We start from the raw sequence: 24,091 nt of genomic DNA, 5'->3' as shown, positions 1-24,091 counted from the left end.
TCCCACCCCACCACCACAGAACACTGAGAGAAAGGCACCACCATGAGCAAGACACGAGTTGCCGTCAACGGCTACGGAGTCATCGGCAAGCGCGTCGCCGACGCCGTGCTGCTGCAGCCGGACATGGAACTGGTCGGCATCGCTGACATCGCCACCGACTGGCGCATCAAGTCCGTCGCCGGCCGGATTCCCGTCTTCGCCTCCACCCAGGACGCCCTGACCGCCATGAACGCCGAAGGACTGCACCCCCTGGGAACCCTGGACGACCTGCTGGCGCAAGCTGACATCATCGTCGACAGCACCCCCAAACATGTCGCCGCCGGCAACCTGCCCCGCTACACCGCAGCCGGTGTGAAAGCCATCTTCCAAGGCGGTGAATCGCACAGCACCACCGGGCACTCCTTCGTCGCCCAGGCCAACTACGCCAGCGCCCTCGGACGGGACACCACCCGGGTGGTGTCCTGCAACACCACCAGCATCGTCCGGGTCCTCGGCGCGCTCCGCGACGCGGGGCTCCTCCTGCGGGCTCGCGGCGTGCTCATCCGACGCGCCACCGACCCGTGGGAATCGCACCTCGGCGGAATCATGAACACCATGGTCCCCGAGGCCAAGATCCCCTCCCACCAGGGCCCCGACGCCCAAACCGTGATCCCCGACCTGGACCTGGTCACCATCGCCGCGAAAGGCGCCCACACCCAGACCCACAACCACTACTGGACCCTGCAACTGACCCGCGAAGCGACACGAGAGGAAGTCCTCGACGCGCTTCGCGCCGCACCGCGGATCGCCTTCATCCGGATGTCCGACGGGCTCGTCGCCCTCAACTCGACGATCGAGCTGATGCGCGATCTCGGTCGCCCCCGGGGAGACATGTGGGAAGTGGCCGTGTGGGAGGACCTCGTCACCGTGCAAGGCGACGAAGCGTTCCTCACCTACCAGGTCTACAACGAGGCCATCGTCGTCCCGGAAACCATTGACGCGATCCGCGCCCTCACCCGGACCGCACCCGACGCCGCCACCTCGATGAAGATCACCGACGACACCCTGGGAATGCGCGACGACTTCCTGTCCCCGCTTCCCCGCCCCTGATGGACAACACCAGGCCCGCGCCTCGGCCTTGGCGGATGATCGCGATCACCTTCGCCTGGGGGTCGTGCTACCTCGCCATCAGCATCGCCCTGCGCGATGCGCCGCCGCTGTGGACCGCCGCGCTGCGCGTGCTCGTGGCCGCCGTCGTGCTGCTGATCGTTGCCCGCGTGCGGCGCTCCCCGCGTCCCCGCGGACGCCGGACCTGGCTGCTGGTCATCGCAATGGGCCTCGTGAACGTCGCCCTGGCGTACTGGGCAATGTTCGGAGGCCTCACCGGCATGTCCACCGGAGGGGCCACCGTCCTCGCCAACGCCCAACCCGTCCTCATCCTCCTGCCCGCATGGTGGCTGTTCGGCGAGAAGCCCAAGGCGCTCACGGTCGGCGCGTTGCTGCTCGGCGTCGTCGGACTCGTTCTTGTGGCACTGCCCTCCGGGTTCGGTACCGGAGCGGTGCTGTCGCTCGTCGCGGCCGCCGCCGCGACCGGCGGAACCTTGCTGGCCAGGATCATCGATGTGCCGCCGCTGACCTTAGCCGCCTGGCAGTTCCTCATCGGCGGCGTCGTCCTCGCGGTCGCAGCGTTCCTCGTCGAGGGACCGCCGATCATCCACTGGAACGCCGGACTTGTGCTGGCACTCCTCTACATGGCCGTCATCGGCACAGCCTTCTCCAACGTCGCCTGGATCACCGAAAGCAAACGCGCACGCCTGGACCAGCTCACCGCCTGGATACTACTGGTCCCGGTATTCGGAATCGCCCTCTCGGTCTTCGTTCTCGGCGAGCACCAGACGGCCCTGGGCTGGACCGGCGTCGCCGCCGTCCTCGCGGCCCTGATCCTCGAGGTCGTCGCCAATCAACGCCCGCGACGGGTCATGACCATCACCGCACTGCATTCCACGCGTGAGTGACCGCATCCTCGGTGCCGCCCGCCCCGGCTCAGACCAGAACCGCCCGGCACAAACGCCGGGATATCACCGCAATGCAGGGCCAAGCACTCAGCTGGCCCACACAAATAAGGAGAAATGACATGAAAGCCGCCCGCTACTACGCCCGCAACGACATCCGCATCGAGGACATCCCCGCCCCGCAGCTCCTCCCCGGCACCGTCGCCATCGACATCGCCTGGTGCGGGATCTGCGGCACGGACCTGCACGAATACCGCGACGGCCCGATCTTCATCCCCGCCGCCGGGCACCCGCACCCCATCTCAGGAGAGTCGGCACCGGTGACCATGGGACACGAGTTCTCGGGAACGATCACAGCACTCGGTGAGGGAGTCACCGACCTCACCGTCGGCGAGAATGTGGTCGTCGAGCCCTACATCATAGGCGCGGACGTCGACGTCAGCGAAGGCCACGAATACCAGCTCTCACCGAACATGAACTTCATCGGCCTCGCCGGACGCGGCGGCGGACTCAGCGAGAAGATCGTCGTCGAACGGCGCTGGGTGCACCCCATCGGAGACATCCCCCTCGACGCCGCCGCCCTCATCGAACCCCTCGCCGTCGGCCACCATGCCTTCGTGCGCAGCGGGGCAAAGAGCGGGGATGTCGCCCTGATCGGCGGTGCTGGACCGATCGGGCTGCTTCTCGCCGCGGTACTCAAGGCCCAGGGCCTCACGGTCATCGTGTCCGAACTCAGCCAGGCCCGCAAAGACATGGCCACCAGCACGGGAGTAGCCGATCATGTCCTCGACCCCAGCCAAACAGATGTCGCCGAAGTGGTCCGTGCACTGACCGGCGGCCTGGGTGCAGACGTCGGCTTCGAGTGCTCTAGCGTCAACGCGGTCCTCGACACCCTCCTCGACGCCGTTCGCCCCGCCGGCGTGATCGTGAACGTCTCGATCTGGGGCCACCCCGCGACCGTGGACATGCAGAAGCTCGTGCTGAAAGAGATCGACCTGCGCGGCACGATCGCATACGCGAACGACCACCCCGCGACCATCGAACTGGTCCGCCAAGGGAAGGTGAAGCTCGAGCCATTCATCACCGCCCGCATCGGCCTCGACGACCTCCTCGACAAAGGATTCGATGCCCTCATCAACCACAACGACACGCAAGTGAAAATCCTCGTCCAGCCCTAGCCAGCGGCATCCCCGGCCCCCTGCCGGCGCAGCCCCGATCGGCCGATCGGCGATGCCCATCGCTGCCCGTCGGGTCCGATCGGCCGGTGGGGGGGTCGGTGAGGGCGGCAAGGCCTTCGGAGTCGGGAAGCGGGATGAGGCCGGCGATCAAGGAGCTCGAGATCGCCGAGCCGGAAGTCAGAGCGTAGTTGTTTGGAGAACATGAACCATGAGTGATGAGGACGACGCCCTCCAGATCAGCCCGGTTCCGGCGCCTGATCCTGCAACAAAGGCGTCGGAGATCTATCGCGGGATCTTCGGCATGCCGACGTACGTTACGATCCCGACCACTGACCTGTCGGAATCCATCGATTTTTGGACGCGAGGACTCGGATTCTTCGAACAATTCAGCCTCCCCGGCCGCTTGACGCACATGCGACGCCAGGCGTTCCAAGATGTCGTTCTGATTCCACTCGGTCGATCTGATGAACCGTCATTGGTTTCGGTCACCTACGCCTGTGGGGGTTCGGAAATCGACGTCATCGCCAAAGCGTGCTCTGCCATCAGACCCGGATGTGTGACGGGACCAACGACGATGCCTTGGAACACGATCGAAGTTGAAATCATCACACCGGAAAACGCTCGGATCATCATGTCCGCTGGAGGCGAACCCGATTTCCGCGCCAGCAGCTACATGCCGCCGATGAAACAGGTTTCGACGTACCCCGAGCCGTTCTCTCCCAGTTGAGTTGCCGGAATGGCCAGGCACAAGCCAACGGCGGCAGAAGGGGCCGTAGCCGTGTTTGTCGCTGTGCAGACCTATGTTCCGACTGCTGAATTCCTGGGCCCGGGTGTGCATCTACAGGGTGGAGAAGTGGCCGCAGAATAACGGCTCTGTTGCAGATCCGCGGGAATGCCGTATATTTGCCGGAGAATGCTGATGAACAAGTTGCGTGCTGAGTGGGTCCTCCAATGAACGAGGCTGCCGTCCTTCCTCTCCAGGAAGCCCTGGCGGCTGAACTGCGTGCCGCGCAAGCGATCGCGCAGATCAACGTCAAGACCTGGGCGCAACGCGCCTCAATCAGCGACGATTCCATTTATCGAGTGCTTCGCGGTCGTCGTCCGGTCTCTGTAGTGGAACTGGTCATGCTGTGCCAGGCGATCGACGACGATCCTCTGGATCTGATCTCGCGAGCGACGCGGCGTGCTGGGGAATCGGTGCGAGGTTCGCGGGCTGCGGAGATCGCTCGCGCAGATAGAGCCCGACTTGCGGTGGAAGCGGCTGGGCTTTACGACGACCTAGACGCCGCTTTCCTCAAGGCGCGAGCTGCTCTCTCTGAGGAAGGGCATCTCTTGTCGCAGAGAGATTGGTACGCGTTCCTCGAGGGTATTGGTTCGGCCGAAACCGTATCCGCCCTCAGCAGTTTCCTCGAAGTCCCGAGCGACTACTTGGCTGGGACGGACGATGCGGCATCCTCGCGCGTCGAGGTACAGCTGAAGTTCGCACGAACCATGCGTGAGGTGGGGGTCGTGCGCCTTGCCGCCCGCTCCTTGGATGAGCTCGAGCCCGAGGAGATTCATGCTGTGGAAAATGCGATCCGCGAGTTCATCGACGAGGAGGAAGGCCCCTAGCGGTAGCGGTGGAGACGCTCCGGTGGCGCGGCTCTACTGTCATTAAGCGGTCGAAGTTGGATGGCAAAGGCTTCTCGGTCTGGCCGCTCGCCCCGCGCAGGTGCGGGGCGAGCAGTAGCTCCGCGCCCGGTCGATGAGTTCATCCTGCGTCTGGCATTGCCCCCGCGGCCAGACTTTGATGACCTCAGCCGTGCTGTCGAGGCCTTGTACGGCCGTCCGCTGCGGTTCAAAGAGATCCACGGCGCCGCTCTGCATGCCGCGACCGGAATCGTCTTTGATGCCGCCACATTCACCGGCGTGATGGTGCCAGCCGAAGACAGCAAGTATTACAGCCTGCTTAGCCGGGTTCATGAGCTCTGCCACCTCATCATCCGCAGCGCGCCCGACGTTTGGTTCTCGCCACAATTGTCCAGGCCACGGCAGCCGGCCCAGCAGTCTCGCCTGTTTCTGCGCATTTGCCCGCGCAACAGCAGTGAATCAGTCGACGCCGAGACAGTGCGCGAGGAAAAGCTCGTCGAGCAAATGGCGAGATCGCTTATGCGGCGGCTTCGTGTCTTTGCAGACTCTCCGGAGGAGGACCACTTCGCGTGATCCAGTTCCTCTGCCTCATCGCCCTGATCGTGGTGGTCGTCTTGCGTGCCCGCAATTCTTGGCGGAAGCCAGCCTGGTGGGCTACGACGTTCGCCGCGGTCTCCATAGCCACCTATGGCATCTTTGCGATAAGTCCGACGGTCATGGATAGGTTTCTCGGCGACCGCAATCTTTTGACCCTCTTACGTGATACCTCCGCTGTGGCTGCGATGTGGTTCTTCCACAACGCAGTCGCAGCCGAGCGTCGGCGTCCGGAACGGAGGTTGCCGGTGTGGGGCCTGTGCTTGGTATTGGCCGCTTTCATCATCCCGTTTCTGTTGATACCGCAACCCGGACCTACTTCACCGGACTTCGTCCTCGACCGGCTGGACGAGTTCCCGACCTGGTTGTTTGCAAGCGTCTACATCTCGATCATGGGGGTGCTCGCTGCGCGCGTCATTGCCCTCTTGATCCGGGAGCTATCGGTGATGACGTGGCTGTACATCCTCGGTCTCTCCTTGATGCTGATCGGCAGCGCGATGGAGTTGACCTATCTCTGCATCACTCATTTCGGTCCGCCCAACGAAGACTTCAGAGAGTCCTTCTACTACGCAGCCGAAGGGCCATTCTTCGGCGGGATCTTCATAGCCGTGCTGGGTTTCGTCTGGGTGCTTGGTCTCCGAATGTTCTGGAAATCCCTCGCCCGATGGACTCTTCAAGTAGACGGACGCGCACACTGCGCCGAGTATTGTGCGCGCGTCCTCGTGCGCGCCCAGGCCAGCGGCTGGTCATCTCGCCAGCTTGCCGTTGACTCCGCGGTGAACATCCGAGATCGACTCAAGATGGGGACCCAAACCCTATCCAAGGCCGACAACCTCATCTTCGCTGTTGTGGAGCGACTACTATCTGGCCGACTCCAAGAGGCTTCGCGTTGACGCTCACACTTGTTGTCGCGTTAGCCATCCTTTTCACGCTTTTGGCCTACCTGGCCACGACTCTGCTTCTAGCCCGGGAGATTGTCTATCCGCGCCGAGCACGGCCTACACGCATCCTTAACACGGTGGGAGCATCCGAAGTCGTCTTGTCCGCGACCCCGCTCACTCGTTTCGAGGGAATCATCGGTCTGCTCTACGACGACGAGGCCAGGCTCGCAGTGATGAGCCCGGGAACACGCCTCCCCGCTGGGGGCGAGGGGGTCGTTCGCCATATGGCCATCCCGGCAGACCTTCACCCGAAGACCGACGCTCGAGCGTGCGGCAACGTCTTCCAACCCGACGAAGTAACCGGAGTTTCGCCCCTCGCCGTCGATGTACAGACAGCGACGGGCACACAGCCTGCTTGGCTCTTTCCGGGGTCGGGCCCAGCGGCTACGACTTGGGTCATCCACATTCACGGCATGCTCGCGGGAAGAGACTCAGCGTTCCGTAGCGTTCGGGCGATATCTGGCTCTGGATGGACTTCTCTCGTGGTTTCCTATCCAGGTGATCGCGAAGCCCCCGGCGAGGCCCCGCGTCCTTCCGCCCTTGGTCAAACAGAATGGCAGGCGGTGGACGACGCCGTCGGCCTTGCGCGATCGCGGGGGGCAACGAAAATCTTCTTCATTGGCTGGTCGTTGGGAGCAACGATCGCACTTTATGCCGCCGAGAACGGATCTCATCGCGATGTGCTCGCCGGGATGCTGCTCATTTCGCCCGTGATCAGCTGGGCCAGGAGCATTCGGTACGCCATGGCACAGAACCGTGTTCCCAGCGTGCTCGCCATCTCGGCAATGGCAGCACTTTCGTTACCGCTCAGCAGCCGTCTACTTCGCCTCGACAGGTCCCTGAGCTTGCCCGACCAGCTGCCCGCGCCGATCGTCCCGACCCTCGTCATCCACTCAAAGGGAGACCGGACGGCGCCGTTCGCATCCTCCTCTGCGTTCGCAACCGCATCCGATCTCGTCGAACTCGTGGAGTTTCCGCCCTGCCCCCATGCGATGGAGTGGAATGAGGACCCTCAGCGTTTCTCGGAGGTTGCTCGGCGCTGGATCGAGGGCAACCACGCCGTTAAGCCGAGGTGAAACCGCTCTTTCCGCACCATTGCCAATTTTCCGCAAATCTGCAAAACTGGGGCGATGGGTTCCGATGCAACGACGCGCGACAGCGCATGCGCCAGCTTTCCGCTGACCGGTCTTGAGCTGAAAGCAACGACGTGGCAGACGACCGGATTTCGCTCAGCGCCTGCTATCGCGAATAGTCGCGACCGTCCGATTCCGAAGGAACCTGGTGGATGAACTTCCCGACGTGCCGCTTGCGATTCTCGGTGGACGTTTGGTACGCGCGGCGTCAAGCACCCACGCTCGCCGCGCTAGCTCCATAGAAAAGCCAGCGATCATTTCGAGCGCTGGAACCAGCTCGGGCTTGCCGTTCGCACCTCTCTGATACGACTGGCCGGACGGCACCTTCGCTCGCCTTTGCGCGCGTACGGATAGCGCATGCAGGGAGGACCAGGTGCAGGACGAAATCATGTGGCATTCACTGACCGCAGCCCACGAATCCCATCACTTTCCGGACCATTGCGATCCCTTGCTCCTGAAGGCCGTGAAGTTCCCAAAGCTCACCGGCGAAGCGGTCAAGCGGCGTCCCGTCCGATTGGGGGGCAATCGTTGAACCGACACACCGACAACTCGCCTGTACCTTTTGCCCAACGCGAGACCGGCTGGACAGAAGCGATGCTGAGACTGGCGAACCGGGACCCTGAAGCCGTCAACCACGCTGGGCTAGGTGGCCGCAACACCTTCCCGAAGTACAACGGGTCACCCTTCTTCTCTGCAGCGACGCAGATAGCCGACGCCAAATTGCCAGTATTTCCCTGTATTCCTTACAGCAAATCGCCGCTGAGTACTCACGGCTTCAAGGACGCGACAACCTCCGGGCGGCGAATAGCGCGGTGGGCCGATCGGTGGCCAGACGCAAACCTTGCCATCGCGACCGGGGGCGCGGGCGTGGACGTGGTGGACGTCGACGCCCACGAGAACGGCAGCGGATTTTCTGCGCTGGAACGAGCGCGCCGGGCTGGATTGATTGAAGGATGGGCGCTTATTGTTCGGACGCCCTCGGGAGGGCTCCACTTGTACTATCCGGCACTCCCTGAACGCCCCCAACGCTCCTGGAGCGCGGGCGAGGTGCATATCGACTTTCGCGGGACCGGCGGCTACATACTGGCTCCGCCCTCGACGGTGTCGCAGTCGGACGGCGCCAGCCGCCCATATGAGGTCATTGCGGTAGGTCGCGATCCTCGGCCCCTCGACGCAGTGGCACTGAAAGCATTTCTGCGTCCAACGCCGACAGCAGCGGCGGGGATCTCCTTCCCCGCACCTGGTCGCCATACGCCCGACGACCAAAGGATCGCGGGGTGGATGGCGCGGCGTCCTGAGGGTTCTCGAAACAGCAGTTTGTTTTGGGCGGCCTGCCGATATGTCGACCAGGGTCTGCCAGAGCATGAAGCTCAGCGAGTTCTGCTCGACGCTGCGCTCAAGGCTGGTTTGACGCAACTCGAGGCGACGGCGACCATCGGTTCGGCGTATCGCCACACCAGTCCCAACTCGTACACCCACGAACGTAGTTGGCGGATGCAATGGTGAACGCCACAGCGGTCATCACCGTGGCCCGCTGGGTCGTCATGGCCGCAGTATCCGGCAACATTGGTATCGCGTTAGGAGCGTTCTGGCTGTCGTTCACAGCGCTCACGAATCTGGCCGGACTGGCAGGGATCTCGCCCGCAGAGGCGTGGGTGTGGCCACTGATCGTCGACGGGATGATCGTGGTCGCAACGATCTCAGTAGTCGCGTTGAGCCCGCACGGGCGCAGGGCGATCGTCTACCCGTGGGGGCTGCTGATCGCGGGAACGGCCGTATCGGTGGCAGCGAACATTGCACACTCCTGGGTCGCTGCTGATGTGGCTGTTTCGAAGCCGTTGGCGGCCTGTGTCTCCGCGATTCCTCCGATCGTCCTGTTGGCGAGCACCCATCTGACGGTCGACCTGACGCGACGGTCCCGCATCCCAGCCGGTCGCGATGCCGTCGCTCCCACATTCGTCGCTGCAGTGGCGGAGCCGTCGGCGGCAGGGGTGTTCGCAGCGGCAGATCCGCGCGGTGTTGCCGCACGACTTCGGGGTGCCGGGTGGTCGAACAGAAGGATCGCTCGTGAGTTGAACGTGCACCCGTCCACGGTCGGCAGATGGCTTCCTGCTGGTTTAGAGAACGTCGGAGGCGACGATGCCTCCGCGAATGCCGAGGAGCAGGGAGCTCTATCGGCGCACTAAAAGAGAGGGGCGGCAATGACTGACAGCATCACCACGATCGACGGGAGGCGCGACGCGTCGCACCACGGTCCAGAACAAATCGCGCCCATAACCCGAACGTCGGAGTCGCCGACCTCGCAGGAGACACCCGACGCGATCGAACAACAAGTCTTGCAGCAACGAGTGCGGAACTCCGTCCGACAGCCACGCCTACCCAGAACCGGTCAGGTGACGTGGGTTCGCGCGAGCGATGTTCTCTCCGGTGCCAGTGGGCGAGTTGCCGGTCACGGCATCCGACTCACCCACGCAGTCCACCGTCCAACCCAAGCGCTGAAGCCCCTGGTGCAGCGAGAACGCGAGGTCGGAGACACGATCAGGTCCGATCGTGCGTCACGTCTCGCCCCGCTAGGTGCATACGGTGCCAACCGCGATGTTCGTGGCGCAGCGATGAGTCTTCACCGCTAGTCAGCTCGCCTCAACGACGAGACAGAGTGGCCACCCTGGGAGCGGGCGTGCACCTGACCCTCGTCACTTTGAGGAGTCCCGATATCGATGCCACGCACGAGCTTTGACGATGTCAACGAACCGGCCTTCGCCGGCTCGGAGGGTCTGCGTGTGCTTCTGGAGCGCCTCCACAAGGCGGGCGCGGGGGCGTGGCGAACTGATCCGGAGGCCGCGGAGCTGATGCGGTTCACGGCACGCCGGTACGGGGCGTTGGCGCGGAAATTCGGGATGGAACCTGAAGACGCGGCCGTCGCCGCGTTCGAGGCGATGCTGAATGACTCCACCCGAAAGGCCGATGACCCGTGGGCGGTCGTCACGGTCGCTGTACGAATCACGTTGATCGCTGAGCAGCGCGCCCACGGCCTGCTCACCTCGACCGAGCGAGCACGCCGTCCGCAATTCTCCGTCTTCCACGACGCCGAACGATTCAGCGACCGCGAAACCGAGCTCACCGAATACCACCCCGCCTTCCGGACCCTCCCGCCTGACGAACAAGACACGGCCGGCTCAACTGATGCGGGGCGCGCAGTCGAGTCGACGGTCACCCTGCTCGTCTTGTTGGGTTGGGATGAGGACACCGGGCGCGGCGGCATCGAATACATCTGCTCCCGCCTGCTGGACTACGGCGACCGCGCCGCCGCATACGACGCACTCCGTCGCGATAAGAGCGCACGCGCCCTCCTGGACCTGCCGCATGCCTCATGGATCGGCTTGCTACGGATCACACTCGGTCATCCCACCGCGGCCAGCGCGAACGCCCGCCGCGGGACCCTCGTCAGACTCCTCATCGGTGACAGCCTCGCCGATCTGCTTAGCGACGACGACCTCGTGCTTGCAGTGACCCTTGCGGCACCACGGGCTCACAGGGGCGGTGACGATGGCTAACCCGTTGGGCCACATCGAACTGGATCGCGCGGTGAGCTCGATCTGGTTCGGGGACCGTCACCGGCACGATCTGGGCGACATCGAGGCCCTAGCCGCGTCCATTGAGCAGGACGGCCTGCTACAAGCCATAACGATCGCACCGGACGGCATGTTGCTGTGTGGTCGCCGTCGTATCGCGGCGATTCGACTGTTGGGCTGGAGGAGCGTGAACGTGTGGGTGCGCTCTGGTATCTCGTCCCGCCTCGGACAGCTCATGGCGGAGAGGGACGACAACCTGCTCCACAAGCCGCTGACCCCCACCGAAGGAGCTGCCCTCTATCAGGAGCTGAAGGCGGTCATGGCTGAAGACGCTGCCCGCCGCCAGCAGGCAACCCGGTTCGGCTCCGGGACCGAAATCGGTGAAATCTCCGGTGGTGCCGAATCGGCACCACCGTCAGATCGGAAGTCCAGGGCGCAAGCAGCCCAGCTCGTCACCGGCACAAACTCGTACACACGCCTGGAGCAGGTGAGCGAGATCCAAGAACTCGCTGCCGCCTCTGAGACCCCTACGGCGTTGCGAGAATTCGCGACTGCAGAGTTGTCCGAGATAGATGCGGATGGCACGGTCTTTGGTCACTACCAGCGAGTTAAGGCAGCTCAAGCCGGGCACGACGCCGAACTGCACTACCTCGCCGACCAGGCCCTCGCCCGCGTGTCCGCGGAGAAGAAGCACAAGCCTGTCCCCCGCGCTCTGCGCACGGGTGCTGAGCCGGTGCGACAGTACACGGTGCGGGCGTTCCTGCTGACCTGGGACGAGATGTCCGGGTGGGCCGAGCACTACGACCCGATCATCGTGGGGCCAGCTCTCAGCGCGGAGCAATGGACGCAGTTCGAGGCGACCGTCGCCGCGACGGTCGCATTCGCCGACACGGCGCGAGAGGCCCGCACCTCCGCCCAAGCCTGACCGAACGTCGCCTGCGCGAGGTTGTGCACCTGGCTGGAAACCCACCGGCCTGCTCTGGAGTGCACCATGCGTTCATCCTCACCGCGCCCACGCCGCGCGTTCCTCGTCACCGTGGTAGCCGCCGCGGTCGTCGCCCTCGCGCTGACCGGTCTGGGCATCTACGGTCTCCTGCGCGGACCCTCCCCCACGGCTCCCGCTGGCATCCCATCCCCGCACCAGACCGCGCCGATCACGCCGAACGTCCCGGACACCACCCCAGTGCCGGACACACCCACCCTGCCAACGACGAATGACCCCGTCATCTACGCGCGGGCGGTGGCGAAGGTTCTATTCACGTGGGACACGATGTCAGGGCTGACGCTGCAGGAGTCCGAGAACGCGATCGTCGCCGGAGCCGACCCCGACGCCGGCGAGACCGCGGGGCTAGTCGCTGACCTGGCCGCCTATCTGCCAACCGATGAGGTCTGGAAGCAGCTTCGCACATACCAAACCAGCCAGTCCCTCACGATCGATTCAGCGAACATCCCCGCCTCGTGGCCAGGAATCGTCGCCTCCTCCGGATCTCAGCTGGAACGAGGCACGGTTGCCGTCACGATCCGCGGAACCAGGCACCGGGCTGGGATCTGGGAGGGCCAAGCTCAACAGGCTGCCAGCCCGGTCACGTTCACGGTCTTCGAGCTCTGCCCGCCGACCTCTGTCCAGTGTCATCTGCTGCGGCTGTCCCAGCTGAACAACCCGCTGAAGTAGCCGCCGTCGATGTGGAAGAAGATCGTTGCCGCTCTCGCTGCCGGAGCACTAGTCCTCGGTCCTACCGGTGTCTTGGTCGGCGTGGCGGTGCTGATGAATCCCGCCGCGCAATCGCGCTGCCTGCCCGATAGTGCGCTGACCGTGAATCACACTCCCGACTCGCTCACCGCCACGACCGCGGACGGGGCGTCGGTCACCCTGGATGGCACACAACTGGGCAGGGCCGCGACGATCATCACCGTCGGCGGACAGATCTCCGGGGTCGGCAAACAGGGTGTGACTGTTGCGCTGATGGCCGCGCTGACCGAGTCGTCACTGCGGATGCTGGCAAACCCGGGCGTCTACCCAGAATCGGCGAGCTATGCCAATGACGGTGACGGCGGCGACCACGACAGTCTCGGAATGTTCCAAATGCGACCACAATCCGGCTGGGGAACGGTCGCTCAACTGATGGACCCGAGCTATCAGGCGAAAGCCTTCTTCGGCGGCCCTGCCGGCCCGAACTATCCCTCCCCGCGCGGCCTGCTGGACATTTCCGGCTGGCAGTCGATGTCGCCAGGGGTCGCGGCTCAGAGCGTCGAGGTTTCCGCCTTCCCTGATCGCTACGCGAACTACCAGCCCGTCGCTACAGCCATCCTCGCGACCCTCACTGGCACCACGAACTCCAGCACGGGCTCGGGCAGTGTCGGTTGTCTGGTCTCGGGCGATTCCCGGCAGCTCGCGCAACTGCTGGTCGATGGCCACGCGAAAGGAATCTTCACCCAATCCGAGCCGGCGATGTTCAGCCAGCAAATCGAGGCCACCGCGAACGGGACGGTCACCGCCCGCTGCCAGGTCGACCCTCGAGTGCTCCAGATACTTGTCCTCACCATGCAGCGCTTCGGCTCCGTCGGGATCAGCGACCTCGGCCGGCCATGCGTTGGAAGCACCCTGGACTGCCCGTCGTCCCCGCATTGCACGATCCCGGACCTCGCGATTGACTTCATCAGCATCGGCGGCCAAGGACTCAACGGTTCGAACGCGGCCGACATTGCCCTACTTCAATACCTGGACACGATCCTGCCCTCGGGGGCATGGGTAGGCCAATCGGAGTGCCGCGCCACCGCCGGCGACCCGATCCGCCTTGACCATATTGGCCAGTTCGCCGACACCTGCAACCACCAGCACGTCGACATCCGCGGGATCGGCAGCGCCCAACTCACCCTGTGACGATCATCACGACCGACGCCCCGGTAATCCCGCAATGGGGGTCGATAGGCGCACCTGGGTCGGTGACCGCCTCTGGACAGGAGCCTGACCGATGCCGAACCTTCTTCTCCCGCCGAACCGTGTTCTCACCGAACGCCTCACCACGGACGTGTACCCGAACTTCGGCGGCGTCGGCGGCGCTGATCAGCTCTCTTCTGTCATCGGGGCGCTGCTGACGGTTGTGCTGATCGTCGCCGTGCTGATGCTCGTCGTCTGCGCCATTACCTGGGCTCTGGCCAACTCGCACGGCAACTTTCAGACCGCTGGACGTGCCCGCACCGGACTGTGGATCGCTGTCGGCACCGCAGCGCTGGCCGGGGCCGGGGTGACCTGGGCGAACTTCCTCCTCCACCTCGGCAGCACCCTCTAAGGTCCGGGCCTGGTCGGTGCACCTGGGTTGTCGAGCCCGCGGACTTCGCGGGACAGCCCATGTGAAGGAGTCATCATGCTGCTCGAGCTCGCCAACCGCCTGGCCACCCTGCCCGCCGCACTGCCTGCGGATATCAACATCACCCCGAACAGCGACGGGCTGCCCGGTATCGAGGCGCTGCGCACCATCGTTGGCGCGGTCATGACGGGCGGCCTGATCCTCTCCGTCCTGGCGTTGATCGTCGCCGCGATCGTCTGGGGATTCGGTGCCAACTCCTCCAACCCGCACCTCGCGTCCCGCGGCAAGACCGGCGTCCTCGTGTCCTGCGGCGCGGCTGTCGTCTGCGGGGCCGCGGTGACGCTCGTGAACTTCTTCTGGAACGTCGGCCAGACCGTCTCCTAACAAGCCGACCCGATCCGATTCGTTCTGAGAGGAGTTCGTCGTGGGTGTCTGCGATGTACCCGTCATTTCCACCGTCTGCAACACTGTCGGCCAGGGAGCCGCGTCCCTTGTCGCTGCCCCGTTCGACTACCTCGCGCAGGCGGCAGGGCAGGCGGCGCAGTGGATGTTCCAGGGTGTGTGGGGCATCTTCGACTCGACCACCGCCGTCGATGTCACCAGCCCGCAGTACGTGTCGGTCTACAACATCCTGTTCGGTGTTGCGGTGTTCGTCACCCTGATCTTCTTCTGTCTCCAGCTGATCACCGGGTTGATCCGTCGAGATCCCGGCTCGCTGTCAAAAGCGGCCCTGGGGATGGGCCGGGCGATCCTCGGCTCGTTCTTGGTTATCACGCTCACCGCGACGATGTTGCAGATTGTCGACCAGCTCTGCGTCGGTATCGTGCAGGCCACCGGAACGACCATGGATCAGATGGGTGCCCGGATCGGCGCGCTCGCCCTCGGTCTCACGGCGATCAATATCAGCGCCCCGGGTGTCGGTGCGGTCGTCACGATCTTCCTCGCCGGGCTCGCCATCAGCGCAGCAGCGATCGTGTGGTTCTCGCTTCTGATCCGCAAAGCGTTGCTCTTGGTGGCGATCGTGATGGCCCCGATCGCTTTGTCGGGGTCGGCGTGGGAGGCCACGAAGGGCTGGTTTGGGAAGTGGGCGAGCTTCGTACTTGCCCTGGCGGTTTCCAAGCTCGTCATCGTCGTCGTGTTCCTCGTCGCGACCGCGCAACTGGACGCTCCGATCAACTTCGACCTTGCCTCGATCAGCCAACCCATCGCCGGGGTGGTCCTCATGTTCGTCGCCGCGTTCGCCCCCTACATGGCTTACCGGTTCATCAGCTTCATGGGCTTTGACATCTACCACGCGATGGGCTCCGAGCAGGACGCGAAGAGCAGCATGAACCGGCCTCTCCCGATGCCGAACAAGCCACCCACCGACAGCGCCAAAAAGGTCCTCGACGGCGGCGGTAGCGACAAAGCAGGCAGCAGCGGCGGCGGCGGTAGTGCGCCGCCAGTTCCAGGCGGCGGAGGCGGAATGGCCCCAGCGGCAGGAGAGACCGGTGCCGCGACGGCGGGAACCGCTGGTGCAGGCGCGGGTGCGGCAGGTGCCGGTGCGGCGGCCGGACCGATCGGGATCGCCGCCGAGGCCGGAGCGAAGGTCGTGGGAGCAGCCGCGACCGCGGGCCCGAAGCTCGGCGGCGCCGTTGGGCAAGCGGCCGAACAGCATGCCGCTCAATCCGCGGCCACCGACACACAGCCGCCCGCTGGCGCTACGCCGCGAAACACACCATCGGCTCAGGCAAGCACACCTGCGCCACCGGCCGCACCGACTCAGGCACCTAAGGCCAGCCCGCAGCCGTCATCCGGTCCCGCTCGCCCGATGCCATCAAAGCAGTAAGTAAAGGGATCGTGTCCAGCCATTCAGAAACTAGCTGGGAGTTGAGCCCGGTGAAGTTCAGCCGACTTACCCGCCGGGGCATCATCCTCGGCCTGTCCCTAGCGCAACTCATTGCTCTCGCCATGGGCATCATCACCTTCGTTCTCGCCCTCTATGCGGGTGATGGCCAACTCCTGATCTACACCGCCCCAGCGTGGGCGTCGGCGGCCGCGTTGACGTGGTTCCCGGTTGGCGGGCGAAAGGCTGTCGAGTGGGTGCCGGTCGTGCTCCACTGGCTGCTGCGGCTGCTGGGCGGGCAGACCATGTACCGGCGTCGCGTCGTCAAACCACGCCCCGCCGGAACTCTCGCGCTTCCCGGCGACGCCGCCGCCTTGCGGGAATACCTGGACCCGGAAACGGGCGCCGTGATGGTCCACGACCCGCACGCGCAAACTCTGACCGTGATCCTCCCGGTAACCCATCCGGCATTCGTGTTACTGGACCCGCTGCAGCAAGAGCGCCGCGTCACAGGATGGGGCCGTGTGCTGGCGACGATGTGTCGATCCGGACGGATCGCCCGACTCCAAGTCTTGGAGCGCACCCTGCCGGATTCCGGAGCCGGACTGGCGCAATGGTGGGCCGAGCACGGAACAGACGACGGCTCCTGGGCCGCCCGCACCTACGGTGAGCTGATCGACCGCGCCGGCCCTGCCGGGGAACGACACGCAACGACTCTGTCCCTAGCCCTGGACATGAAGGCCGCTGCCCGGCAGATTCGCACCGCCGGCGGCGGTCTCCGCGGGGGCGCCGCACTCCTACGCCAGGAGATGACCACCCTCGTCACGGCGTTGCGCACTGCCGACCTGAAACCCGGTGCCTGGTTCACCCCGACCGACCTCGCCGTCGCCCTACGGTCCGCCTACGATCCAGGCGTCGCCAACAGCCTCGACCGGCTCGGTGAACTCGGCATCGAACTCGCCACCGCCGGCCCCGTCGCGGTCGACGAGAGCTGGGATAGGCTGCGCACCGACAGCGCACACCACGCCGTCCTCTGGATCTCCGAATGGCCCAGGGCGCTCGTGTTCCCTGGCTTCCTCGCCCCTGTGCTGCTGTCCACGGGGATTCGGCGGGCTTTCTCGCTGGTGTGCACCCCGATCCGATCCGACCAGGCCGCCCGCGACATTCGCCGCAAGAAGACCGAATACGTGAGCGACGCGGCCCAACGGCAGCGAATCGGACAAATCGAAGACGCCCAGCAGTCCGCCGAATACCAGGACGTGCTCCAGCAGGAAGCCGACCTCACCTCCGGGCACGGCGTCCTCCGCTACACCGGCCTGGTCTCCGTCAGCGCCCCCACCACCGACGAGCTCGAGGCTGCCGTCTCAGCGATCGAGCAGGCCGCGATCCAAGCCTCGCTGGAGACGCGCCGCCTCGTCGGACAGCAAGCCCAGGCGTTCACCGTCGCCGCGCTGCCGCTGGCCCGAACCATCTGAACGACAGGAACCTCGTGATGCCCGACCGTGAGAAGAAAACCCTGCACGCTTCCGTCCTCATCGCCCCGACCGGGGAGAGCCGAGCCAGCCGCAACGCACGACGAAAAGCGGCAGCCCGCATCCACACGGACGCCGCAGCCGAACGCAAAGCCCAGACCGACGCACGTCTCACTGCCGAGCGCGCCGAAGCCCGTCAAACCACCTACCTGCCAGCCTCGGGCGAGCCTGGGCCGCGGATGCTGCGCACCCCGCGACGCCTGCACCTTCCCCGACACCAGGACACCTCCGCCACCCTCGGCGGCGGTTACCCCTTCCTCGCCGAAGCAGGCCTCGGCTCCGAAGGAGTGTTCGTCGGCCAAGACCTCTACTCCGGCGGATCGTTCGTCTACGACCCCTGGGTGCTCTACCAACACGGCATCATCACCGCCCCCAATGTGGTGCTCGCCGGCATCGTCGGCGCCGGCAAATCCTCTCTCGCAAAATCCCTCTACACCAGGAGCATCCCGTTCGGACGGCGCGTCTACGTCGCCGCAGACCCGAAAGGCGAACACACCGCCGTCGCCGAAGCCGTCGGCGGGAAAGCCATCATCCTCGGGCATGGGCTGCGCACCCGCCTCAACCCGCTCGACGAAGGCCACCGCATCGCCGGACTCTCCGAAGCCGAGTGGGCGGCCCAGGTCGCCTCCCGCCGCCGCGACCTCGTCGGAGCCCTCGCCGAAACTGTCCTCGACCGGCCCCTCTCCCCACTGGAACACACCGCAATCGACCTGGCCCTCACCGCCACCATCCGCACCGCCGACGTACCCATCCTGCCCATGATCGTCGACCGAATACTGAACCCCGACCGCGGCGAGGACGACCGGCTCGCCGACGACGGACGCCTCGTCGGCCACGCCCTGCGCCGCCTCGTCGCCGGCGACCTCATGGGACTCTTCGACGGACCCAGCACCGTGAAGTTCGACCCGTCACTACCAATGATCTCCCTCGACCTCTCCCGCGTCGCCGAGAACTCCGCCCTCATCTCCGTGCTCATGACGTGCTCCTCCGCGTGGATGGAATCAGCCCTCCTCGACCCCAACGGCGGACAGCGGTGGGTCATCTACGACGAGGCCTGGCGGCTCATGTCCCACCCCGCCCTGCTACGACGGATGGACGCACAATGGCGTCTCTCCCGGCACTACGGCATCAGCAACATGCTCATCTTCCACAAACTATCCGACCTCGACAACGTCGGCGACCAAGGCTCCGCCATGCGAGCCCTCGCCTCCTCACTACTCGCCAACGCCGAAACCCGCATCGTCTACCGACAGGAATCCGACCAGCTCGGCATCACAGCAGAAGCCCTGGGACTGACCGGCACGGAACAAGCACTGCTACCGAACCTCGGCACCGGACAAGGGCTCTGGCGCATCAAAGACCGCTCCTTCGTCGTCCAACACCAACTCCACCCAGACGAACTGCGCATCTTCGACACCACCGCTCGCATGAGCAACAACCCCCGTGAGTTCACGATTCGTGAACCCTGAAATGGTGGGAACTCACGTGTCCAGGTGCCGTTTCAGCATATCTGGACCCGTGAGTTCGTGCGGGTCAAACGGGGGTCGCGGCGAGGCGGTGCTGCGCGTCCCACGCCTGGGTCGCGACCTGGACGGCGTCCCACGGGGAGCCCAGCGGCGGGGTGTAGGAGAGGTCGAGTTCGGTGATCTGCTCGATGGTGAGTCCGGCGTAGAGGGCGGTGGCGTAGGTGTCGACGCGTTTGGCGACCTCGGTGCCGCGCCTGCCGACGAGCTGCGCTCCGAGGAGCCGGCCGTCGTTCGTGTCGCCGGTGATGCGGAAGTGGATAGGGTGCGCGCCAGGGTAGTACCGCTTGTGATCGTCGGCCGCCGCATCGACCGTTGCGGGCGTGTATCCGGCAGCGACGGCTTCGTGGTCATGGAGGCCGGTGCGGGCGGCGACGAGGTCGAACACCTTCACGACCTGAGTGCCGACAGAGCCCGCGAAGGCACGGTTGCCGCCGAGCGCGTTCTCCCCGGCGATGCGGCCCTGCTTGTGGCTCGTGGTGCCCAAGGGCAGGTAGGTCTGGCCGAGGAGGCGGTGGTGGGTGATGATGCCGTCGCCGGCGGCCCAGACGTGCGGGAGCCCGGTGCGCATGTGCTCGTCGACGACGACCGCGCGCCCCGCGCCGAGGCGTGCCCCGGCCAGTTCGAGCAGTTCGGTGTTCGGCCGGACACCGACGACGACGAGGGCGAGGTCCGTGGTCTGCGTGAACGGCTGACCGTCGCGAGTGCCGGTGACGGCGAGCCCGGCCGGGGTCTTCTCGATCCCGGTGACGGTCGTGCCGGTGACGACCTCGACACCATGAGTCGTGAGCTCGACGTGGACGAGGGCGCCGAGTTCGGGGTCAAGAGTGGAGAGCACTTCTGGGCCGCGTTGGAGCTGGGTGACCGTCATCCCGCGGGTGATGAAGGCTTCGGCCATCTCCAGACCGACGTAGCCGGCGCCGACGATGATCGCCGAGGCGGGCTGGCGGTCGGTGAGGTCGTGGTCGAGGGCGAAGGTGTCGCCCATCGAGTGGATGACATGGACGCCATCTGCAGGAGCGAGCTGGTCGAGGCCAGCGATGCCAGCGTGGGACGGGAGGGCACCGGTTCCGACGATCAGCTCGTCGTAGCCGATGTCCTCGGTGCGGCCGTCAGGGGTGCGGACTGTGAGGCGCTGTCCTGCGACATCGATGCCCGTGGCGAAAGTGTTCAGGCGCAGGCTCATCCCGGTCGCTTCCAGGTCCGCCGCGGTGCGGTGCGCGAGCGACTGCCACGGCTGAACTTCGCCGGTGAAGTAGTAGGGGATGCCGCAGATGGAGAAGTTCGGGTACTCGTCCGCGACCACGACGGTCACGTCGGTGCTGGGGTCGAGTTCGCGGGCGCGGAGGGCTGCGGAGATGCCGGCGTCGGAGCCGCCGATGGCGATCAGGTGGGTCATTGGTGGGCCTTTCGATTCGGGAAGAGCAGGAGAACAAGTCCGGCGCCCACAGCGACGCCGAGGAGCTGTGCGGCGACGAACCACACGGCGGCGGTCGGGGCGATGCCGGCGAAGGTGTCGGTGAAGACCCGGCCGACCGTCACCGCGGGGTTCGCGAACGACGTGGACGAGGTGAACCAGTACGCGGCACCGATATACGCGCCGACCGCCGGGGCAACCAGCACGCTACGGCCGGTGCGAGCCAAGGCGAAGATCAGCAGCACGAGGCCCGCGGTCGCGACAACCTCGCCAAGCAGATGCCCGGCCGAGAGCCGATCCGTCGTGGCGATCGTCGTCGGCGTATCGAACATCAGGTTCGCCAGGACCGCGCCACCGATCCCTCCGGCGATTTGCGCGACGAGGTACGCGGTGATCTCGGCCGGCCGGTGACGGGTGCCCAGAAGCCGGTCGGCGAGGGTGACAACCGGATTGAAGTGCGCGCCGCTGACGGGCTGGAAGATCAGGATGAGCACGGCCAGACCGAGCGCGGTCGCCAGCGAGTTCTCCAGCAACTGCAGCCCGACATCGCCCGGCGATAGGCGCTGAGCGGCGATGCCGGAGCCGACCACGATCGACACCAACAGACCGGTGCCGAGGAACTCGGCGACCGCGCGCCGCCACAGCGGCGAGGAGGTCGATCTTGGGCTCGATTCGTGGTTCACCTTGACGACGATACATTGCTCAGTCACTATTGAGGTAATGAACATTGAGCGAACTGACTTGACGCGCCGAGTAGCGCGGTATGCGGCGCTGGCCGACCCGGTGCGACTGCGGATCATGGACCTGCTAACCCTGGGCGATGTCGCCCCAGTCGAGCTGCAGAGCGAGCTCGGGATCTCCTCCAGCCTGCTCGCGCACCACGTGAACCAGCTCGAGCACGCGGGCCTGATCGTGCGGACCCGGTCGGAGGCCGACCGGCGCCGCACCTACCTGCACCTCGCCCCCGATGCGTTCTCGGGGCTAACCCCGTCCCCGGCGCTCGGGGTGCGGCGGGTGGTGTTCGTCTGCACCGGCAACTCCGCCCGCTCCCAGCTCGCCGCCGCCCTGTGGCATGACGCCAGCGACGTCCCGGCAGCCTCGGCCGGCACCCACCCCGCGGCGGCGATCGAGCCCGGTGCGATCGCCGCCGCGAACCGGCACGGTCTCACCCTCCGTGCCGCCCGACCGCGCGCACTGGATGAGGTGGCCGAGGCGGACGATTTCGTGGTGACGGTCTGCGACACCGCCCACGAAGAACTCGCCGGGGCGGGCCGGGTGCATTGGTCGGTACCCGACCCCGTGCGCGACGGGTCCGAAGCGGCGTTCGATGCGGCCTTCGAGGAGATCGCTGCGCGCATCCAGAGCCTCGCCCCGATGCTGACCACGACGAAGGGATGACGACGATGTCACCACAGCACGAACCGCACGCCACGATCACCATCGACCAGGAGGCGGCGCTGGCCTCGGGAGCCGAGCGGTTGACGCGGGAGTTCGACGGCGCCTTCGGGCGTGAGACGATCGACCGCTTCCTGCACGCCTCCTACGCCGACCTCGCCGCCCGGGCGACCGTGCCGAACTACCTGCCGCTGCTGACGGAGAAGTTCGCGCGGCAGCGGCTGCGCGCCCTCGCCAAGGTCGACGGGCTCCACGTCGATGGGAAGCCGACGGTGCTGTTCTTGTGCGTTCACAACGCTGGCCGTTCGCAGATGGCCCTCGGGTTCTTCCAGCATCACGCGGGGGAGCACGCGGTTGGCTGGTCCGGCGGCTCCGAACCGGGCCACGAGGTCAGCCCGGTCGCCGTCGAGGTCATGGCTGAGCGCGGCATCGACATCGCCGGCGAGTACCCCAAGCCGTGGACCGACGAGGTCGTGCGCGCTGCGGATGTGGTGATCACGATGGGCTGCGGTGACGCCTGCCCGGTCTTCCCCGGCAAACGCTACGAGGAATGGACCCTGCCCGACCCCGCCGGATGGACCCCGGAAGGCGTGCGCCCGGTGCGGGACGAGATCGAGACCCGTGTGCTGAACCTGCTCGCCGAACTCGGCGTCCCCGCGAGAACCTAAACCGCAGAACCGGCCGGGGTGCGGCCGAGCTGGATCAGCTGGGGTGCGGGCGCGCAGCAGGCTCCGCCCTTCGCCCCAGTTGGGTCGTCGAACAGGCCGACCCCGCCGCACACGCCCGTGTCCGGCAGCACCAGCTCGATACGGTTCGCGGCCTCGTGGTCACCGGCGAGCTCCGCGACGACGCTGCGGACCTGCTCGTACCCGGTCAGCGCGAGGAACGTCGGGGCTCTTCCGTAGGACTTCGCCCCGACGATGAACAAGCCAGGCTCCGGCTGGACGAGATCGGTGGCGCCGGTGGCGCGCACTGACCCGCAGGAGTGGATGTTCGGGTCGATGTCCGCCGCGATCCGCACCGGCGCCTGCAACCGGGCATCCAGCTCCAACCGCACCTCGGACAGGATCGACAGGTCCGGCCGGAACCCGGTCAGCACCACCACCCGGTCCGCAGGCTCGAGCTCTCGGCCGTCCTCGGCGATCAGCACCGCGCCCTGCGGCGTGGTGTCGATCCGCTCAGTACGGAACCCGGTCACCAGGCTTACGAGACCCTGCTCGACCGCAGTGCGAGCGCGCTGGCCGAGCGCGCCACGCTCCGGAAGCTCATCCGACTCGCCTCCACCGAACGTTGCACCGACGGTCCCGCGGCGCAGCACCCAAGTGACCTGCGTGTCCGGATGCTGACGGGCGATCCGGGCCAGCTCGGTGATCGCCGTCGCCGCGGAGTGGCCGTTGCCGACGACGACCGCGTGTCGGCCCGCATACTGCTCAGCGCCAGCGAACGACGGAATCCTATACACAAGGAAGCCGGCGGCGGCCGTCTCGCCGAGCGCGGGCAGCCCGTCCGCGCCGGCCGGATTCGGCGTCGACCAGGTACCGGACGCGTCGATGACCGCCTGCGCCTCGATCCGCGACTCCCGGCCGTCTCCATCCTCGACGTGAACGACGAAGGGCTGCTCGGCCCGCCCGGCATCCACCAGCAGATCCCGCCCCTTCCGTCCGACACCCGTGACCCTCGCGCCATTGCGGACACGATCACCGAGAGCAGACGCGAGCGGGGCGAGGTAGCCGGAGACCCACTCGCTGCCCGTGGGATACCCGCGCTTGGGCGTCTGCCACCCCGATGGTTCGAGCAGACGGACGGCTGCAGTATCGACCAGCTCGGGCCATTCGGAGAACAGTCGCACATGCCCCCACTCCGACACCGCGGCAGCCGCAGTCGCGCCCTGCTCCAGCACCAGCGGCTCAAGACCGCGCTCCAGCAGATGCGCCGCGGCGGCAAGCCCCTGCGGCCCGGCACCGATCACCACAACAGGAAGACCCACCATCAACTCCTCACATCGACTAACATCAATACATCGAGAATCCTCGATACATCGACAGATGTCAAT

Annotated in this window: 24 protein-coding genes; 21 read left to right on the top strand and 3 right to left on the bottom strand. The window is 65.9% G+C overall.

Annotated elements, in window-relative coordinates; translation table 11 throughout:
• Nucleotides 1-42 precede the first annotated feature (42 nt).
• The 19 genes from JOE69_RS16100 (at nucleotide 43) to JOE69_RS16010 (ending at nucleotide 19,172) form a co-directional block, all read left to right on the top strand.
• A complete protein-coding gene (locus JOE69_RS16100) occupies nucleotides 43-1,089 on the top strand; it encodes a type II glyceraldehyde-3-phosphate dehydrogenase (RefSeq protein ID WP_309800447.1) in 1,047 nt (348 codons plus the stop codon).
• Between the two features lie 35 nt (nucleotides 1,090-1,124).
• On the top strand, nucleotides 1,125-1,994 hold the full coding sequence (locus JOE69_RS16095; protein ID WP_309800445.1) for a DMT family transporter: 870 nt from the start codon (nucleotides 1,125-1,127) through the stop codon (nucleotides 1,992-1,994).
• A 119-nt stretch (nucleotides 1,995-2,113) separates the two neighbouring features.
• Complete coding sequence (locus tag JOE69_RS16090; protein WP_309800442.1) at nucleotides 2,114-3,169, top strand: 2,3-butanediol dehydrogenase; 1,056 nt, start codon at nucleotides 2,114-2,116, stop codon at nucleotides 3,167-3,169.
• 208 nt (nucleotides 3,170-3,377) lie between these two features.
• Nucleotides 3,378-3,896: a VOC family protein gene (locus tag JOE69_RS16085; RefSeq protein WP_309800440.1), complete on the top strand. Its 519-nt coding sequence runs from the start codon at nucleotides 3,378-3,380 to the stop codon at nucleotides 3,894-3,896.
• A gap of 224 nt (nucleotides 3,897-4,120) precedes the next feature.
• Nucleotides 4,121-4,780 carry an XRE family transcriptional regulator gene (locus JOE69_RS16080; protein ID WP_309800438.1) on the top strand — a complete coding sequence of 220 codons (660 nt, stop codon included), beginning with the start codon at nucleotides 4,121-4,123 and terminating at the stop codon, nucleotides 4,778-4,780.
• 60 nt (nucleotides 4,781-4,840) lie between these two features.
• Nucleotides 4,841-5,371, top strand: a complete 531-nt coding sequence (locus tag JOE69_RS16075; protein ID WP_309800435.1) for a hypothetical protein — start codon at nucleotides 4,841-4,843, stop codon at nucleotides 5,369-5,371.
• Nucleotides 5,368-6,285 carry a hypothetical protein gene (locus JOE69_RS16070; protein ID WP_309800433.1) on the top strand — a complete coding sequence of 306 codons (918 nt, stop codon included), beginning with the start codon at nucleotides 5,368-5,370 and terminating at the stop codon, nucleotides 6,283-6,285. The genes JOE69_RS16075 and JOE69_RS16070 overlap by 4 nt, the downstream gene beginning before the upstream one ends.
• Nucleotides 6,286-6,506: 221 nt before the next feature.
• On the top strand, nucleotides 6,507-7,409 hold the full coding sequence (locus tag JOE69_RS16065) for an alpha/beta fold hydrolase (RefSeq protein WP_309801351.1): 903 nt from the start codon (nucleotides 6,507-6,509) through the stop codon (nucleotides 7,407-7,409).
• Nucleotides 7,410-7,994: 585 nt separating this feature from the next.
• Nucleotides 7,995-8,972: a bifunctional DNA primase/polymerase gene (locus JOE69_RS16060; RefSeq protein ID WP_309800431.1), complete on the top strand. Its 978-nt coding sequence runs from the start codon at nucleotides 7,995-7,997 to the stop codon at nucleotides 8,970-8,972.
• Nucleotides 8,966-9,652 (top strand): DUF2637 domain-containing protein, encoded by a 687-nt coding sequence (locus tag JOE69_RS16055; protein WP_309800427.1) that lies wholly within the window; start codon nucleotides 8,966-8,968, stop codon nucleotides 9,650-9,652. Before JOE69_RS16060 ends, JOE69_RS16055 begins: the two co-directional genes overlap by 7 nt.
• Nucleotides 9,653-10,183: 531 nt before the next feature.
• Nucleotides 10,184-11,020, top strand: coding sequence for a hypothetical protein (locus tag JOE69_RS16050; protein WP_309800425.1), 837 nt, complete (start codon nucleotides 10,184-10,186; stop codon nucleotides 11,018-11,020).
• Nucleotides 11,013-11,963, top strand: a complete 951-nt coding sequence (locus tag JOE69_RS16045; protein ID WP_309800423.1) for a ParB/RepB/Spo0J family partition protein — start codon at nucleotides 11,013-11,015, stop codon at nucleotides 11,961-11,963. Before JOE69_RS16050 ends, JOE69_RS16045 begins: the two co-directional genes overlap by 8 nt.
• A gap of 66 nt (nucleotides 11,964-12,029) precedes the next feature.
• Entirely contained in the window at nucleotides 12,030-12,710 is a 681-nt protein-coding gene (locus JOE69_RS16040; protein WP_309800421.1) for a hypothetical protein, read from the top strand.
• 9 nt (nucleotides 12,711-12,719) lie between these two features.
• On the top strand, nucleotides 12,720-13,919 hold the full coding sequence (locus JOE69_RS16035) for a hypothetical protein (protein WP_309800420.1): 1,200 nt from the start codon (nucleotides 12,720-12,722) through the stop codon (nucleotides 13,917-13,919).
• Nucleotides 13,920-14,010: 91 nt separating this feature from the next.
• A complete protein-coding gene (locus JOE69_RS16030) occupies nucleotides 14,011-14,328 on the top strand; it encodes a DUF6112 family protein (protein ID WP_309800416.1) in 318 nt (105 codons plus the stop codon).
• Nucleotides 14,329-14,403: 75 nt separating this feature from the next.
• On the top strand, nucleotides 14,404-14,730 hold the full coding sequence (locus JOE69_RS16025) for a DUF6112 family protein (protein WP_309800413.1): 327 nt from the start codon (nucleotides 14,404-14,406) through the stop codon (nucleotides 14,728-14,730).
• 40 nt (nucleotides 14,731-14,770) lie between these two features.
• Complete coding sequence (locus JOE69_RS16020) at nucleotides 14,771-16,174, top strand: TrbL/VirB6 family protein (protein ID WP_309800412.1); 1,404 nt, start codon at nucleotides 14,771-14,773, stop codon at nucleotides 16,172-16,174.
• 8 nt (nucleotides 16,175-16,182) lie between these two features.
• Entirely contained in the window at nucleotides 16,183-17,646 is a 1,464-nt protein-coding gene (locus JOE69_RS16015; protein WP_374709752.1) for an SCO6880 family protein, read from the top strand.
• 17 nt (nucleotides 17,647-17,663) lie between these two features.
• Nucleotides 17,664-19,172 carry a VirB4 family type IV secretion system protein gene (locus JOE69_RS16010; protein ID WP_309800408.1) on the top strand — a complete coding sequence of 503 codons (1,509 nt, stop codon included), beginning with the start codon at nucleotides 17,664-17,666 and terminating at the stop codon, nucleotides 19,170-19,172.
• 64 nt (nucleotides 19,173-19,236) lie between these two features.
• Here the strand turns inward: JOE69_RS16010 and JOE69_RS16005 are convergent, their stop codons facing one another.
• Both JOE69_RS16005 and JOE69_RS16000 read right to left on the bottom strand, forming a co-directional pair.
• A complete protein-coding gene (locus tag JOE69_RS16005; RefSeq protein ID WP_309800406.1) occupies nucleotides 19,237-20,625 on the bottom strand; it encodes an FAD-dependent oxidoreductase in 1,389 nt (462 codons plus the stop codon).
• Entirely contained in the window at nucleotides 20,622-21,326 is a 705-nt protein-coding gene (locus JOE69_RS16000) for an aquaporin (RefSeq protein WP_309800404.1), read from the bottom strand. The genes JOE69_RS16005 and JOE69_RS16000 overlap by 4 nt, the downstream gene beginning before the upstream one ends.
• Before the next feature lie 37 nt (nucleotides 21,327-21,363).
• Between JOE69_RS16000 and JOE69_RS15995 the strand changes: the two genes are divergently transcribed.
• Nucleotides 21,364-22,041: an arsenate reductase/protein-tyrosine-phosphatase family protein gene (locus JOE69_RS15995; RefSeq protein ID WP_309800403.1), complete on the top strand. Its 678-nt coding sequence runs from the start codon at nucleotides 21,364-21,366 to the stop codon at nucleotides 22,039-22,041.
• Between the two features lie 5 nt (nucleotides 22,042-22,046).
• Nucleotides 22,047-22,706 (top strand): arsenate reductase ArsC, encoded by a 660-nt coding sequence (locus tag JOE69_RS15990; RefSeq protein ID WP_309800402.1) that lies wholly within the window; start codon nucleotides 22,047-22,049, stop codon nucleotides 22,704-22,706.
• Here JOE69_RS15990 and JOE69_RS15985 read toward each other — a convergent pair.
• Nucleotides 22,703-24,028, bottom strand: a complete 1,326-nt coding sequence (locus JOE69_RS15985) for an NAD(P)-binding domain-containing protein (RefSeq protein ID WP_309800400.1) — start codon at nucleotides 24,026-24,028, stop codon at nucleotides 22,703-22,705. The two genes, JOE69_RS15990 and JOE69_RS15985, sit on opposite strands and share 4 nt — an antisense overlap.
• Between the last annotated feature and the right edge of the window lie 63 nt (nucleotides 24,029-24,091).

Origin of the sequence: Arthrobacter russicus, from assembly GCF_031454135.1 — a bacterium.
GTDB lineage: Bacteria > Actinomycetota > Actinomycetes > Actinomycetales > Micrococcaceae > Renibacterium > Renibacterium russicum.
The sequence above is the reverse complement of the archived record's forward strand: the minus strand, read 5'-3'. Positions and strand labels throughout refer to the sequence as shown.

Bases quoted from the DNA above. Each gene is read 5' to 3' on its own strand.
- JOE69_RS16100 (WP_309800447.1), top strand. From the start codon at position 43: ATGAGCAAGACACGAGTTGCCGTCAACGGCTACGGAGTCATCGGCAAG.
- JOE69_RS16095 (WP_309800445.1), top strand. From the start codon at position 1,125: ATGATCGCGATCACCTTCGCCTGGGGGTCGTGCTACCTCGCCATCAGC.
- JOE69_RS16090 (WP_309800442.1), top strand. From the start codon at position 2,114: ATGAAAGCCGCCCGCTACTACGCCCGCAACGACATCCGCATCGAGGAC.
- JOE69_RS16085 (WP_309800440.1), top strand. From the start codon at position 3,378: ATGAGTGATGAGGACGACGCCCTCCAGATCAGCCCGGTTCCGGCGCCT.
- JOE69_RS16080 (WP_309800438.1), top strand. From the start codon at position 4,121: ATGAACGAGGCTGCCGTCCTTCCTCTCCAGGAAGCCCTGGCGGCTGAA.
- JOE69_RS16075 (WP_309800435.1), top strand. From the start codon at position 4,841: ATGGCAAAGGCTTCTCGGTCTGGCCGCTCGCCCCGCGCAGGTGCGGGG.
- JOE69_RS16065 (WP_309801351.1), top strand. From the start codon at position 6,507: ATGAGCCCGGGAACACGCCTCCCCGCTGGGGGCGAGGGGGTCGTTCGC.
- JOE69_RS16055 (WP_309800427.1), top strand. From the start codon at position 8,966: ATGGTGAACGCCACAGCGGTCATCACCGTGGCCCGCTGGGTCGTCATG.
- JOE69_RS16050 (WP_309800425.1), top strand. From the start codon at position 10,184: ATGCCACGCACGAGCTTTGACGATGTCAACGAACCGGCCTTCGCCGGC.
- JOE69_RS16045 (WP_309800423.1), top strand. From the start codon at position 11,013: ATGGCTAACCCGTTGGGCCACATCGAACTGGATCGCGCGGTGAGCTCG.
- JOE69_RS16040 (WP_309800421.1), top strand. From the start codon at position 12,030: ATGCGTTCATCCTCACCGCGCCCACGCCGCGCGTTCCTCGTCACCGTG.
- JOE69_RS16035 (WP_309800420.1), top strand. From the start codon at position 12,720: ATGTGGAAGAAGATCGTTGCCGCTCTCGCTGCCGGAGCACTAGTCCTC.
- JOE69_RS16030 (WP_309800416.1), top strand. From the start codon at position 14,011: ATGCCGAACCTTCTTCTCCCGCCGAACCGTGTTCTCACCGAACGCCTC.
- JOE69_RS16025 (WP_309800413.1), top strand. From the start codon at position 14,404: ATGCTGCTCGAGCTCGCCAACCGCCTGGCCACCCTGCCCGCCGCACTG.
- JOE69_RS16010 (WP_309800408.1), top strand. From the start codon at position 17,664: ATGCCCGACCGTGAGAAGAAAACCCTGCACGCTTCCGTCCTCATCGCC.
- JOE69_RS16005 (WP_309800406.1), bottom strand. From the start codon at position 20,625: ATGACCCACCTGATCGCCATCGGCGGCTCCGACGCCGGCATCTCCGCA.
- JOE69_RS15995 (WP_309800403.1), top strand. From the start codon at position 21,364: ATGAACATTGAGCGAACTGACTTGACGCGCCGAGTAGCGCGGTATGCG.
- JOE69_RS15990 (WP_309800402.1), top strand. From the start codon at position 22,047: ATGTCACCACAGCACGAACCGCACGCCACGATCACCATCGACCAGGAG.
- JOE69_RS15985 (WP_309800400.1), bottom strand. From the start codon at position 24,028: ATGGTGGGTCTTCCTGTTGTGGTGATCGGTGCCGGGCCGCAGGGGCTT.